This is a genomic window from Streptomyces ortus (assembly GCF_026341275.1).
Classification (GTDB): domain Bacteria; phylum Actinomycetota; class Actinomycetes; order Streptomycetales; family Streptomycetaceae; genus Streptomyces; species Streptomyces ortus.
Window position 1 is genome coordinate 5860010 of the sequence record NZ_JAIFZO010000002.1, and the last position, 13945, is coordinate 5873954.

Sequence of the window (13945 nt, forward strand, 5' to 3'; positions counted from 1 at the left end):
ATGCTCCATCCGGGCGGTGTCGGAGGAGCCGCTTGTCCGTGTTGGACAGGGCGCGGCCGGGGAACCTCCAAGGGGGCGGGGTGCGTCTCGTCGCACACCCGGCCGGGTAAGCGGTGAACTCCCCTTGCGAGGGCGTTAGATTGACTCGCAACCACGTACGGAGCGGCTGGTCAGGGGTGGCAGAGGCGATGGACAGCGACGGCACGCACGACGCACGGGGCACGCACGCCGATCGTGTGCCGCGGCCGGCCGGGCCGCCCCGGGTGCCGCCGCGGCCCACGCAGGCACCCGGCGGGCCGCCGCGGCCGGACGGGTCCGCCTTCCTCACCTGGCTGCGGACGCCCCGGCCCGAGGCGGCCCCGGGCGTGTGGCGGTTCGGGCATCGGCCGCGGCCGGAGGTGGAGCCGGAGGAGACTCCGGCACGGCAGCTGCTGAGCGGGGCATTCATCGCCTTCTTGCTGGGCTGGCTCCTCTGGTCACTTATCTCCAACCGTTACCTCGGCGGGTACTGGTTGTGGCCCTATTACGTCCTCACTCCGCAGGAGTGGAAGGTTCCCGAGAACCATGACGACGCCGTGATGGGCGATATCGCTTCGAGGATCTACTACGGACTGGTCGCTTTCGGGATCATGATGGGAGCCGGGCGCCTCGGCCGTTGGTCCGAGGTGTGGCGCCGGTACATCGTTCCTGTACTGCGCCGAGTCGTGTCACCCCCGGCGGGTCCGACCACACCCGCCCCCGAAGAAGACCCCGCCCAGTGGAACGTCCTGCGCGCCGCCGGTGCCCCCGACGCCGCCGACCGGCTCGGGGCCGACGCTCGGGCCGGGCTGATGCGCGATGTCGATCACGCCCGGATCACCCGCGCCTGGCAGGGCGTGCGCAGCGGGCGGCACAGCCTCGCCACCTTCACCGGCGCCGTGCTGAGGGAGGGCGCCGCCGCCTGTCCGCACCCCTCCGGGGATCGGGACCTGCCGGGCCGGCTCGCGCGGCACGACCTCGTCACGGGCCAGGTGCGCCTCGGCACGACCGCCGACGATCCGCGCAACCCGTACGCCTACCGCGGCACCGGCCTCGCGCTCGGCCCCGAGCTGCTGGGGACCTCGCTGCTCGCCGTCGGGCCCGCCGGATCCGGCAAGACCAGCGGTGTCGTCTGGCCGCTCGTCGAGTCGCTGTGCCTGCACGCGCTCGCCGGCCGGGCCGCCGTGGTCGTCGTCGGGGCCGCGGGAGCGGGTCTCGGCCCGGTGGACGCGTACGACGTCGTGGTGCGGGTGGGCAACACCGAATCCGTGTACGACCTCGATCTGTACGGCGGCACCACCGACCCGGACGAGGCCGCGGCCGTGCTCGCCGAGGCGCTAGTCGGTGATCTCGCCGATCCGCACCCCAGCGGGGACAGCCGGCGGTCCACCACCGTGCTCGCCCAACTGCTCGGGCCGTACCGGGCCGTCCACGGACGCTTCCCCTCCGTACCCGAACTGCGGCAGCTCCTCGACGGCGCGCCCGGCCCCCTCGGAGCGCTCCGCAAGGCGCTCACCGACGGCGGCCAGGAGTCCCTCCTCCGGGAACTCGACGCACGGGAAAGGCAGTTGGGGCAGCCCGGCGACCTGGGCGGCGTGCTCGCGGACCGGGTGGCGCTCCTCGACCGGCCCGCCTTCGCCGGCTTCTTCGACACCTCCGGACAGACCCGGCCCTTCTCGCTGCGCGCACTGGACCACCCCGTACGGGTACGGATCGACCTGCCCCAGCGCGGGCACGCGGACGCCTCACGGATCCTGTCGCGGCTCGTGCTCGCCCAGTTCGCGGCCAGCGTCGCGGTCCGCGAGGACCGGTCCCTGTTCGCCTGCCTCGTCCTCGACGACGCCACCGGTGTCGTCACCCCCGAGGCCGTACGGGGGCTCCAGCGGCTGCGGTCCGCCAACGCCGGCGTCGTGATGACCCTGCGCACCCTCGACGACGCGCCCCGCCCACTGCGCTCGCCGCTCCTCGGCGCGATCGGGTGCCGGGTGGCGCTGTCCGGGCTCACCCCGTGGGACGGGCAGGACTTCGCCGAGGTCTGGGGCAAGGAGTGGATCGAGGCACGGGACGTCACCGACCGGCAGATCATCGCGGAGACACCGGCCGGGAAGGCCGTCCACATGCTGCGCCGGGTGATCACCGGCAACGCGCCCACCGCCCGGGCCGTGACCGTGCGCCAGGTCGAACGGGAACGGTGGTCGGCGTCCGAACTGGCGCACGCGGTGCCGCCGGGGCACGCGGTGCTCTCCCTCACCAGCGTGCGCGGGGAGCACGCGCCCCCGCTCCTGGTGGATCTGCGGAACCCGGGAGCCTGAGCGGCGGTAGGTGAGGGGGCTGCGGGGTTCCTGAGGGGTGTGCGTGGGCGCGTCCGGCAGGACGTCTGGACATATGGTCACGGGTCGACCGTACGGTGAGGCAGAATCGGTATAGGCCGTTCATACACGGCGGCCAAAAGATCACCTCCGCCTCACCACCTCGTCCGCGACGTCCAAGAACCTGCGAAGACCCGAAGACCCCAATACCTCAACACCCGAAGACCCGAATACCTCAAGACCCGAAGACCTGAAGGCCCCATGCCACCCACGCTCGCCTCGCTCGTCCATCACTCGGCGCTCAAGCTCACCGTGCGCGCGGGCAGGGAACGGCTGGACACCCCCGTGCGCTGGGTGCACGCCAGCGAGCTCGCCGACCCCGTGCCCTACATGGAGGGCGGGGAGCTCCTCCTCATCACGGCGCTCAAGCTGGACGCCGAGGACGCCGACGCCATGCGCCGGTACGTGAAGCGGCTGGTCGGGGCCGGGGTGGCCGGGCTCGGCTTCGCCGTCGGCGTGCACTACCAGGAGATCCCCGACGCCCTCGTCGGCGCGGCGACGGAAGAGGGCCTGCCTCTGCTCGAGGTCCCCCGGCGCACCCCCTTCCTCGCCATCAGCAAGGCCGTCTCCGCGGCCATCGCCGCCGATCAGTACCGGGCGGTGACCGCCGGCTTCGCCGCCCAGCGCGAACTGACCAGACAGGCCCTGAGCGACGGACCCGAAGGGCTGCTGTCCGCGCTCGCCTCGCAGGTCGACGGCTGGGCCGCGCTGTACGACGCCTCGGGCGCCGTCGTCGCCACCGCCCCGGAGTGGGCGGGCCGTCGGGCCGCCCGGATCACCGAGGACGTGGAGCGGCTGCGCGACCGGCCCGCGCCGGCCAGCTCCGTCGTCGGCGGAGAGCCCGCCGACGGCGCGGAGGGCGCTGACGGTACGGACGGCGAGGACCGGATCGAGCTGCACTCGCTGGGAACCGGCCGCCGCGCCCGTGGCGCGCTCGCCGTCGGGACCGCGTCCGCGCTGGGCACGGCCGAGCGGTACGCCGTGCACTCCGCGATCGCCCTGCTGACCCTCGTCACGGAACGGTCCCGTTCGCTGTACGCCGCCGAGCAGCGGATCGGCGCCGCCGTGCTGCGCATGCTGCTCGCCGGGCAGTCCGATCATGCCCGCGGGGTCGCCGGGGACCTGTACGGCGGGCTGCTCGACGCGCCCTACCGGATGATGCTCGCCGAGGCTGCGTCCGCGTCCGCCGGGCGCGCGCGGGCCAGGGGCGGTGCCGACGACGAGGCCGACGCGGCCGGTGTCGAGGCGGCCTCGGCCGTGCTCGCCGAGGCCGGCGGCGATCTCGTGGGCGGGTTCGTCGAGGTGGCGGAGGCCGCGGCGGCCCGGTCCGGTGAGGCCGTGCTGGTCGTGCCCGACGGGGAACGGCGGCTCGTGGTGCTCGCGGCGGACGGCGGTGCGGTGGTCACCGCCTGCACGCGGTACGCGCACACCGTCGGTATCGCGCGGAGCGGTTCCGAGCAGGGGACCGACGAGGACGAGCTGGTCGTGGGCGTGTCCGCGCCCGCCGGCCCTGTCGCCGCCGGGGCCGCCTACAAGCAGGCCGAGCAGGCGCTGTCCGTCGCCCGCCGACGGGGGCGGGTGCTGGTCGAGCACGAGGACGTGGCCACGGGGTCCGTGGTGCCGTTGCTGGCCGACGACGCGGTGCGGGCGTTCGCGGACGGGCTGCTGCGGGCGTTGCACGAGCACGACGCGACCGGGCGGGGGGATCTGGTCGCCTCGCTGCGGGCGTGGTTGTCGCGGCACGGGCAGTGGGATGCGGCGGCGGCGGATCTGGGGGTGCATCGGCATACGTTGCGGTACCGAATGCGGAGGGTCGAGGAGATCCTTGGGCGGTCTCTCGATGATCCGGATGTGCGGATGGAGTTGTGGCTGGCGTTGAAGGCGACTGCCACTGCCACTGCGTCTGCGTCTGCGACTCCGTCTGCGGCTGGGGCTGCGTCCGCGGGGGAGTAGGCGGTTCCTGTTGTGCTCTTTGACGGGTGCGGGTGAGTGAGGGCTGGGGTTTTGCGCCGTTCCCCGCGCCCCAACGGACAAAAGATTGCGCCGTTCCCCCCGCCCCTAAAGGACTGCGCCGTTCCCCGCGCCCCAAAAAGATTGCGCCGTTCCGCGCGCCCCAAAGGACAAAAGATTGCGCCGTTCGCCGCGCCCCTAGGTGAGTGGCCCCTGAGCGGTGTCTTACGAAGTGGAGCCATGTTGGGGGAGTAGTGCTCCTCCCTGGACAAGTGGGGCCCGGGGGTGGCGGGCCTACCGTGGGAGCGTCCAGCTGTTGACCTACTTATGGAAGGGCCGGGACCTCATGACTTCCACCCACGCCTTCTGGCTTGCCGGGCGCCAGGCCACCGGTGAGGGCACCTTCGATGTCACCTCGCCCTGGGACGGGCGCCTCGTCGGCAGGGTCGCTGTGCCCAGTGACGCGCAGGTCGAGGAGGCCGTCGCCGCCGCCCACGCCGTGCGCGACGAGTTCGCCGCCACCCCCGCCCACGTACGGGCCGCCGCCCTCGACCATGTGAGCAAGCGGCTCGTGGAGCGGACCGAGGAGATCGCCCGGCTCATCTCCGCCGAGAACGGCAAGCCGCTCAAGTGGGCCCGCGGCGAGGTCGGCCGGGCCGTGTCCGTGTTCCGCTTCGCCGCCGAGGAGGCCCGCCGGTTCAACGGCGGCGAGGCCCAGCGGCTGGACACCGACGCGGGGGGCCAGGGCCGGCTCGCCCTCACCCGGCGCTTCCCGAAGGGCGTCGTGCTCGGCATCGCCCCCTTCAACTTCCCGCTCAACCTGTGCGCCCACAAGATCGCCCCGGCCATCGCGGCGGGCACGCCCATCATCCTGAAGCCCGCCCCCGCGACCCCGCTCAGCGGCCTGGTCATCGGCGAGCTGCTGGCCGAGACGGACCTGCCGGCCGGCTCCTGGTCGGTGCTGCCGGTGGCCAACGACAAGATGCCCGCGCTGGTGCAGGACGAGCGGCTGCCCGTCATCTCGTTCACGGGGTCCGACAAGGTCGGCTACGCGATCATGGACTCCGTACCGCGCAAGCACCTCACTCTGGAGCTCGGCGGCAACGGCGCGGCCGTCGTGCTCGCCGACTGGGCGAGCGACGAGGACCTCGACCGGGCCGCCACCCGCATCGCGACCTTCAGCAACTACCAGGGCGGCCAGTCCTGCATTTCCGTGCAGCGAGTGATCGCGGACGCGTCGGTGTACGACCGGCTGCTGCCCCGGATCGTCGCGGCGGTCCAGGCCCAGGTGACCGGCGACCCGTCCGACGACGCGACCGACGTCGGTCCGCTGGTCAGCGAGGACGCCGCGAAGCGTGTCGAGTCGTGGGTCGACGAGGCCGTCGCGGCCGGGGCCGAACTGCTCACGGGCGGCAAGCGTGACGGTGCCTCGTACGCGCCGACCGTACTGGCGGGCGTACCGGCCGATGTGACGATCTCCTGCGAGGAGGTCTTCGGGCCCGTCCTCACCGTGCAGAAGGTGGACGGTGAGGCCGCCGCCTTCGCCGCCGTCAACGCGTCCAAGTACGGGCTCCAGGCAGGGGTGTTCACCCACGACCTGCAGGCCGCCTTCCGGGCCCACCGGGCGCTTGAGGTGGGCGGTGTGGTGATCGGCGACGTTCCCTCCTACCGCGCCGACCAGATGCCGTACGGCGGGGTCAAGGAGTCCGGAGTCGGACGCGAAGGCGTGCGGTTCGCCATGGACGACTACACGTACGAGCGCGTCATGGTCCTCACGGGGCTCGCTCTCTGAGAGTGAGCCGGCTTCGTGAGGGGCGATCCCGCCCCCCCGGGTCCGCGTCATCGACCCGGGGGAAGGGGCCCGGCGAAGCCGACGTGTGCGAGCCGCAGCGGGCCGCGCAGCTCGATGCGCAGGTCGTGCACTCCGGAGGCGTCGAACGGGGTGGTGACGGAGGCGTAGGCGTACGGGCCCGCCGTCGGGGCGATGTCCAGGTGGGCGATCATCTCGCCGTCGTCCAGGGCCAGTTCGAGGGTTCCCTCCCCCGACACCTCGACCGTGACCGAGCGGGTGCCGGAAGAGGCACCGGAACGGGTGCCCGGGGCGCCTGAGCCGAAGTCGCAGGCCCGGTAGACCAGTTCGGCCGACGAACCAGCCGTGCTGCTCCATCAGTTGATGGTTCTCGGAGAGCGGGGAGACGGACGGCCAGACGGACACGACGAGCCTGATGCCCAGTTCCGCCAGCTCCCGCCGCATACCCGCCGGGTCGGGCCACTCCGCCGGGTCGAACTTCCAGTCGCCCAGGTGCGTCCAGTGGAAGAAGTCGCAGACGATGACGTCGATGGGCAGGCCCCGGCGCTTGTACTCCCGTGCCACGCCCAGGAGTTCGTCCTGGGTGCGGTAGCGCAGCTTGCACTGCCAGAAGCCCGCCGCCCAGTCGGGCAGCATCGGCGTACGGCCGGTCACCGCGCTGTAGCGGCGCTGCGCGTCGGCCGGATCGCCCGCCGTGATCCAGTAGTCGATCTGCCGGGCCGAGTCCGCCACCCACCGCGTGCCGTTGTGCGCCAGCTCGACCCGGCCGATCGCCGGGCTGTTCCACAGCAGGGTGTAGCCGCGGCTGGAGGTGAGGACCGGGATGGTCACCTCGGCGTTGCGCTGGACCAGGTCGAGGACGGCACCCTTCTGGTCGAGCAGCCCGTGCTGGTGCTGCCCGAGCCCGTACAGCTTCTCGCCCTCGTACGCGGCGAAGCGCTGCTCCAGGCGGTGGTGACCGTTGCCCACGGGGGTGTAGAGACGCGGCCCCGGCCACCAGAAGTGGGCGCGCTCCTCGGTGAGGAGTTCGGCGCCGTCCCCGGTCCGGACGAAACGGATCAGTCCCTCGGCGTCCACCTCGACCGTCAGCGCACCGACGGTCAGCAGGCCCCGGCCGTCCTCGATCTCGACGGTCGCCCCGCTGGCGGGCGGCTCGTCGAGCACGGCGGCGGGCAGGCCCTCCAGGACGGGACCGCCCAGCCTGGCCCGCACCCGTACGGCGTCCGGGCCCCACGGCTCGACGCGTACGGTCTCCTGCCGGCCGCTCCACTCCAGCGCGCCACCGCGTTCACGGAACGTGCCGATGGTGGGCGAGGACTGGGCGAGACTCGCGGACCCGTGCTGATTCATGCGGGGTGCTCCTGTGGCGGGCGGTGGGAGGCCGGTCAGGGAGCGGACGGGGCCGGGCCCGTGCTCGCCCGGACCGTCAGCTCGGGCGCGATGAGCACGACGTCGTGCGCGCCGTGCCCCGCCAGCTTGGCGATCAGCTGCTCCACCGCGTTACGGCCCATCTCCTGGGCGGGGATGGCGACCGAGGTCAGCCGCACCGAGGCCTGGACGGCGACCTGGTCCGGGCAGATCGCGACCACCGAGACGTCCTCGGGCACGGCCCGGCCCTGCCGGCGCAGCAGCGCGAGCAGCGGCTCGACCGCGGACTCGTTCTGCACGACGAAGCCCGTGGTGCCGGGGCGTTCGTCGAAGACCCGGGCCAGGGTCAGGGACATCGCGTCGAAGCCGCCCTCGCACGGGCGGTGCAGCACCCGCAGGCCCAGCTCGCGGGAGCGGGACCTGAGCCCGTCGAGCGTGCGCTCGGCGAACCCCGTGTGCCGTTCGTAGACCGCGGGCGCCTCGCCGATGACAGCGATGTCACGGTGGCCGAGCATCGCGAGATGTTCGGCGCACAGTGCTCCCGTCGCGCCGAAGTCGAGGTCCACGCAGGTCAGACCGCTGGTGTCGGCGGGCAGCCCGATGAGGACGGACGGCTGCTCGGTGCCGCGCAGCAGCGGCAGCCGCTCGTCGTCCAGCTCGACGTCCATCAGGATCATCGCGTCGGCGAGCCCGCTCCCGGTGATCCTGCGTACGGCGTCGGGGCCCTCCTCGCCGGTGAGCAGCAGCACGTCGTACCCGTGCGAGCGCGCCGCGGTCGTCACCGCGATGGCGATCTCCATCATCACGGGTACGTACATGTCCGTGCGGAGCGGGATCATCAGCGCGATGATGTTGGACCGGTTGCTTGCCAGCGCCCGGGCTCCCGCGTTGGGGTGGTAGCCGAGCACCTGGATGCTCTCCTCGACCCGCTGCCGGGTGCCCGCGGAGATGGACCGCTTGCCGCTGAGGACGTAGCTCACCGTGCTCGCCGAGACTCCGGCGTGCTGGGCGACCTCGGCGAGGGTGACCATCCGGGTCTCCAGGTTCTGTGTGAAGCGCTTCGACTAAAGCGTGGTGCTGACGGGGTCACTGACGGTGGTTTGACAGTAGCTTGGTGGCCGGTGGGTGTCCATAGGTTGTCGAAGCGCTTCGACTCCGTCGGTCGGCCGGGGTGCTCACCGGAGTGAGGGCGGGGGTGTTCGGCGGGTGCGGGTCGGTCGGGGGTGAGCGCGCAGTTCCCCGCGCCCCTTTCGGGGCGGCCCTGCGGGCCTGCCCCGCGTCCCCGTTGCTGCGCGAGGGCTGGTGGACCGGGGCGTTATCGGGTACATACGAGCGAGTAGCACCGGTGAGTAACGTACCGGACCAAGATCCCTATTCGCGGCGAGGTGAGCCTCTTGTCCGCAACACCCCATCAGCCCGCTGTCTCCGAACGGGAGGCCCGCCAGGTCGCCGAGGCCGCGCGGGAGCAGGACTGGCGCAAACCCAGCTTCGCCAAGGAGCTGTTCCTCGGCCGCTTCCGGCTCGACCTGATCCACCCCCACCCGATGCCCCCGGACGAGGACGCCCGGCGCGGTGAGCAGTTCCTCGCCAAGCTGCACGACTTCTGCGAGACCAAGGTCGACTCCGCGCTCATCGAGCGGGAGGCCCGCATCCCCGACGAGGTGATCAACGGGCTCAAGGAGCTCGGCGCCCTCGGGATGAAGATCGACACGAAGTACGGCGGCCTCGGTCTCACGCAGGTCTACTACAACAAGGCGCTGGCCCTGATCGGTTCGGCCAACCCGGCGCTCGGCGCCCTGTTCTCCGCGCATCAGTCGATCGGCGTACCGCAGCCGCTGAAGCTCTTCGGCACGCAGGAGCAGAAGGACACCTTCCTGCCGCGCCTCGCCCGTACCGACATCTCCGCCTTCCTGCTCACCGAGCCGGACGTGGGGTCCGACCCGGCGCGGCTCGCCACCAGTGCGGTACCGGAGGGGGACAACTACGTCCTCGACGGGGTGAAGCTCTGGACGACCAACGGCGTGGTCGCCGATCTGCTCGTCGTGATGGCGCGCGTGCCGAAGTCCGAGGGGCACAAGGGCGGCATCACCGCCTTCGTCGTGGAGGCGGCCTCGGAGGGCGTCACCGTCGAGAACCGCAACGCGTTCATGGGGCTGCGCGGCCTGGAGAACGGCGTCACCCGCTTCCACCGGGTCCGGGTGCCCGCCGCGAACCGCATCGGGGCGGAGGGGGCCGGGCTCAAGATCGCCCTGACCACCCTCAACACCGGACGCCTCTCGCTGCCCGCGATGTGCGTGGGCGCCGGCAAGTGGTGTCTGAAGATCGCCCGCGAGTGGTCGGCCGTGCGGGAGCAGTGGGGCAAGCCGGTGGCCCACCACGAGGCCGTGGGCGCGAAGATCTCCTTCATCGCGGCGACCACGTTCGCCCTGGAGGCCGTCCTCGACCTGTCGTCCCAGATGGCCGACGAGGACCGCAACGACATCCGCATCGAGGCCGCGCTCGCCAAGCTGTTCGGCTCCGAGATGGCCTGGCTGATGGCCGACGAGCTGGTCCAGATCCGCGGCGGTCGCGGCTTCGAGACCGCCGACTCGCTCGCCGCCCGCGGCGAACGGGCCGTACCCGCCGAACAGATACTGCGCGATCTGCGCATCAACCGCATCTTTGAGGGCTCGACGGAGATCATGCACCTCCTGATCGCCCGCGAGGCCGTCGACGCCCATCTCTCCGTTGCCGGTGACCTCATCGACCCCGACAAGTCCCTGACCGACAAGGCGAAGGCGGGCGCGAACGCCGGGGTCTTCTACGCCAAGTGGTTCCCGAAGCTGGTCGCGGGCCCTGGACAACTCCCGCGCGCGTACAAGGACTTCCACCCGGCCGGACACGTCGACCTCTCCGGCCATCTGCGGTACGTGGAACGCTCGGCCCGCAAGCTCGCCCGCTCCACCTTCTACGCCATGTCCCGCTGGCAGGGCCGGATGGAGACCAAGCAGGGCTTCCTCGGCCGGATCGTCGACATCGGCGCCGAACTGTTCGCGATGAGCGCCGTCTGCGTCCGCGCCGAACTCCTGCGCACCACGGAGGCCCACGGCCGCGAGGCGTACCAGCTCGCGGACGCCTTCTGCTGTCAGTCCCGCCTACGCGTGGAAGAACTCTTCGGCCGCCTGTGGTCCAACACCGACGACGTCGACCGCAAGGTCGTCGAGGGCGTCCTCGGCGGCGCCTACACCTGGCTGGAGAACGGAATCGTCGACCTGTCCGGCGACGGCCCCTGGATCGCCGACGCGACACCCGGAACATCCGAAAGGGAGAACGTCCACCGCCCCATCCGCTGACCTTTTCCCAGGAATTCACTGCTGCCCCCGCCGTCATTCTGCTGCTTGCCGCACGAAAGCCGTGCGTCAACAATGACAGGACTGGCGGGCGGGGGCACTTCATGCGCCCTTCCAGGGGTACGGGGCCCGTGGAGGAGGAGCCGGCAGATCCGAATCAGTGAATTCCGTCTCAGGGGGTCGTCCCAGTGCCGGTATCAGGTCTCGACAACATCACCGGCAGAATAATGCGCGCCGGCGAGGGCAGAATCCTCCGCAGGCTCCAACGCATCGCCGACCAGGTGAGCTCCCTGGAAAGCGACTTCGAGCAACTCACCGACGAGGAGCTCCAGGCACTCACCCCCGAGTTCAAGGAACGGTACGAGGCCGGCGAAAGCCTCGACGACCTCCTGCCGGAGGCCTTCGCCACCATGCGCGAGGCTGCCCGCCGCACGCTGGGGATGCGCCACTTCGACGTACAGCTCATGGGCGGCGCGGCCCTGCACCTCGGCAACATCGCCGAGATGCAGACCGGCGAGGGCAAGACCTTGGTCGCCACCCTGCCCGTCTATCTGAACGCCCTGACCGGCAAGGGAGTCCACCTCGTCACCGTCAACGACTACCTCGCCCAGCGCGACGCCGACTGGATGGGCCGCGCCTACCGCTTCCTCGGGCTGACCGTCGGCGTCATCAAGACCCAGTCGACCCCGGCCGAGCGGCGCGAGCAGTACGCCTGCGACATCACCTACGGCACCAACACCGAGTTCGGCTTCGACTACCTGCGCGACAACATGGCCTGGTCGAAGGACGAACTCGTCCAGCGCGGCCACCACTTCGCCATCGTCGACGAGGCCGACTCGATCCTCATCGACGAGGCCAGGACCCCGCTGATCATCTCCGGCCCGGCCGACCAGCCCACGCACTGGTACGAGGCGTTCGCCGGGATGGTCACCCGGATGCGCGGAGTCGCCGTACAGGACGAGAACTTCACCACTCCGGCCGACAAGGACCGCCTCGCCGGGCTGCGCGCCACGCACGACTACGAGTACGACCCGAAGAAACGCACCGTGGCGATCCTCGACCGCGGAGTGGAATTCCTCCAGGACCAGCTCGGCATCGACAGCCTCTACGAGTCCGACCACACGTCCCTCATCGGCCATCTGAACAACGCGCTCAAGGCCAAGGAACACTTCAAGCGCGACAAGGACTACGTCGTCGTGAACGGCGAGGTCCTCATCGTCGACGAGCACACCGGCCGCATTCTCGCCGGACGCCGTTACAACGAGGGCCTGCACCAGGCCATCGAGGCGAAAGAGGCGGTGACGGTCAAGGACGAGAACCAGACCCTCGCCACGATCACCCTGCAGAACTTCTTCCGGCTCTACGGAAAACTCGGCGGAATGACCGGCACCGCCATGACCGAGGCCGCCGAGTTCCACCAGATCTACAAACTCCACGTGGTGCCGATCCCCACCAACCGGCCGATGGCCCGCGCCGACGACCCCGACCAGATCTACCGGACCGTCGACGCCAAGTACACCGCGATCCTCGACGACATCGCCGCCAGGCACGACAGGGGCCAGCCGGTCCTCGTCGGCACCACCTCCGTCGAGAAGTCCGAGATCCTCGCCGCCCGGCTGAAGAAACGCGGCATACGGCACGAGGTGCTGAACGCGAAGAACCACCAGCGCGAGGCACAGATCGTGGCCCAGGCCGGCCGCCGGGGCGCGGTCACCGTGGCCACCAACATGGCGGGCCGCGGCACCGACATCATGCTCGGCGGCAACCCGGAGGCCATGGCGCTCGCCGAGCTGGACCGGCGGGGCCTGGACGCCGAGGGGAGCCCGGACGAGTACCGGGACGAACACCGCCGGACCCTGGAGCGCGTCAAGGAGTCGGTCGCCGCCGAGCACGACGAGGTGAAGGACCTCGGCGGGCTCTACGTGCTGGGCACCGAGCGCCACGAGTCGCGCCGCATCGACAACCAGCTGCGCGGACGCTCCGGCCGCCAGGGCGACCCCGGCGCCTCCCGCTTCTACCTGTCCCTGGAGGACGACCTGATGCGGCTGTTCCGCGCCCAGGTCGTGGAACGCGTGATGTCCATGGCGAACGTCCCCGACGACGTCCCCATCGAGAACAAGATGGTCACGCGCGCGATCGCCTCCGCACAGTCGCAGCTGGAGCAGCAGCACTTCGAGTCCCGCAAGGACGTGCTCAAGTTCGACGAGGTGCTCAACCGCCAGCGCACCCTCATCTACGCGGAACGCCGCCGGGTGCTGGCCGGGGAGGACCTGCGGGAACAGATCCTCCACTTCATGGACGACACCATCCGCGCCTACGTGGCCGTGGAGACCGCCGACGGCTTCTCCGAGGAGTGGGACCTGGACCGGCTCTGGGTCGCCTTCGAGCAGCTGTATCCGGTCGGGTTCACCGTCGACGACCTGGAGGAGGCCGCGGGCGACCGCTCCGAGCTCACCGCGGACTCGATCGCCGACGCCGTCATCGAGGACATCCACGCCCGCTACGCGGAGCGCGAGACCGAACTGGGCGCGGACGCCCTGCGCGACCTGGAACGCCTCGTGGTGCTGTCGGTCCTGGACCGCAAATGGCGCGAGCACCTGTACGAGATGGACTACCTGCGGGACGGCATCGGACTGCGGTGGACCCTCGGCCGGGAGCCGATCGTCGAGTACGAGCGCGAGGGCTACGACATGTTCGTCGCGATGAACGACGCCATCAAGGAGGAGTCCGTCGGATACGTCTTCAACCTGGACGCGGCCGGCCGGTCCGCCGGCCAGGAGGACCTGGAGGCCGGGCGGCGTACCGACGGCCTGCACTTCAGCGCGCCCACGCTGGACACGGCGGAGGGGGTCGTCGAGGGCGACTTCGAGCCCACCGACGCCGTGCCGGTGCCCCCGGCGGAGAAGGCGGCCGGCGTGAAACCCCGTTCGCCGCGGGCGGGCAGGGGACGCAGCCGCAGGAAGCGCAAGAGGTAGGGGCACGGAGCCGTGCGGACGGGCGCGGGCCCGAATGCGGATGTGGACGCGGGTCCGGAGAGGGCGGACCGCGCGGTTCCCCGCGCCCCCGAAAAGGCGCCCGCGCCCCTAACAGGGCTCCGCTGT

At 71.2% G+C, this 13945-nt stretch carries 7 protein-coding genes and 1 pseudogene; 5 read left to right on the top strand and 3 right to left on the bottom strand.

What is annotated here, in order from left to right; translation table 11 throughout:
* Nucleotides 1-188 precede the first annotated feature (188 nt).
* The 3 genes from K3769_RS29285 to K3769_RS29295 all read left to right on the top strand — a co-directional run bounded on the left by K3769_RS29285 (nt 189) and on the right by K3769_RS29295 (nt 6129).
* On the top strand, nt 189-2330 hold the full coding sequence (locus K3769_RS29285; protein WP_267031596.1) for an ATP-binding protein: 2142 nt from the start codon (nt 189-191) through the stop codon (nt 2328-2330).
* A 258-nt stretch (nt 2331-2588) separates the two neighbouring features.
* Nucleotides 2589-4340, top strand: coding sequence for a PucR family transcriptional regulator (locus K3769_RS29290; RefSeq protein WP_267029259.1), 1752 nt, complete (start codon nt 2589-2591; stop codon nt 4338-4340).
* A 343-nt stretch (nt 4341-4683) separates the two neighbouring features.
* On the top strand, nt 4684-6129 hold the full coding sequence (locus K3769_RS29295) for an aldehyde dehydrogenase family protein (protein WP_267029260.1): 1446 nt from the start codon (nt 4684-4686) through the stop codon (nt 6127-6129).
* A 47-nt stretch (nt 6130-6176) separates the two neighbouring features.
* Here K3769_RS29295 and K3769_RS29300 read toward each other — a convergent pair whose 3' ends face one another.
* The 3 genes and pseudogenes from K3769_RS29300 to K3769_RS29310 all read right to left on the bottom strand — a co-directional run bounded on the left by K3769_RS29300 (nt 6177) and on the right by K3769_RS29310 (nt 8546).
* Nucleotides 6177-6473 carry a carbohydrate-binding protein gene (locus tag K3769_RS29300; RefSeq protein WP_267031597.1) on the bottom strand — a complete coding sequence of 99 codons (297 nt, stop codon included), beginning with the start codon at nt 6471-6473 and terminating at the stop codon, nt 6177-6179.
* Between the two features lie 4 nt (nt 6474-6477).
* Nucleotides 6478-7497 (bottom strand): annotated as a pseudogene (locus tag K3769_RS29305) (TIM-barrel domain-containing protein); the annotation flags it as partial.
* Between the two features lie 35 nt (nt 7498-7532).
* Complete coding sequence (locus K3769_RS29310) at nt 7533-8546, bottom strand: LacI family DNA-binding transcriptional regulator (RefSeq protein WP_267029261.1); 1014 nt, start codon at nt 8544-8546, stop codon at nt 7533-7535.
* 354 nt (nt 8547-8900) lie between these two features.
* Between K3769_RS29310 and K3769_RS29315 the strand changes: the two genes are divergently transcribed.
* Together K3769_RS29315 and secA are read left to right on the top strand one after the other, a co-directional pair.
* Entirely contained in the window at nt 8901-10847 is a 1947-nt protein-coding gene (locus K3769_RS29315) for an acyl-CoA dehydrogenase family protein (protein WP_372515062.1), read from the top strand.
* A 224-nt stretch (nt 10848-11071) separates the two neighbouring features.
* Nucleotides 11072-13819: a preprotein translocase subunit SecA gene (secA, locus tag K3769_RS29320; protein ID WP_267031598.1), complete on the top strand. Its 2748-nt coding sequence runs from the start codon at nt 11072-11074 to the stop codon at nt 13817-13819.
* Nucleotides 13820-13945 lie beyond the last annotated feature (126 nt).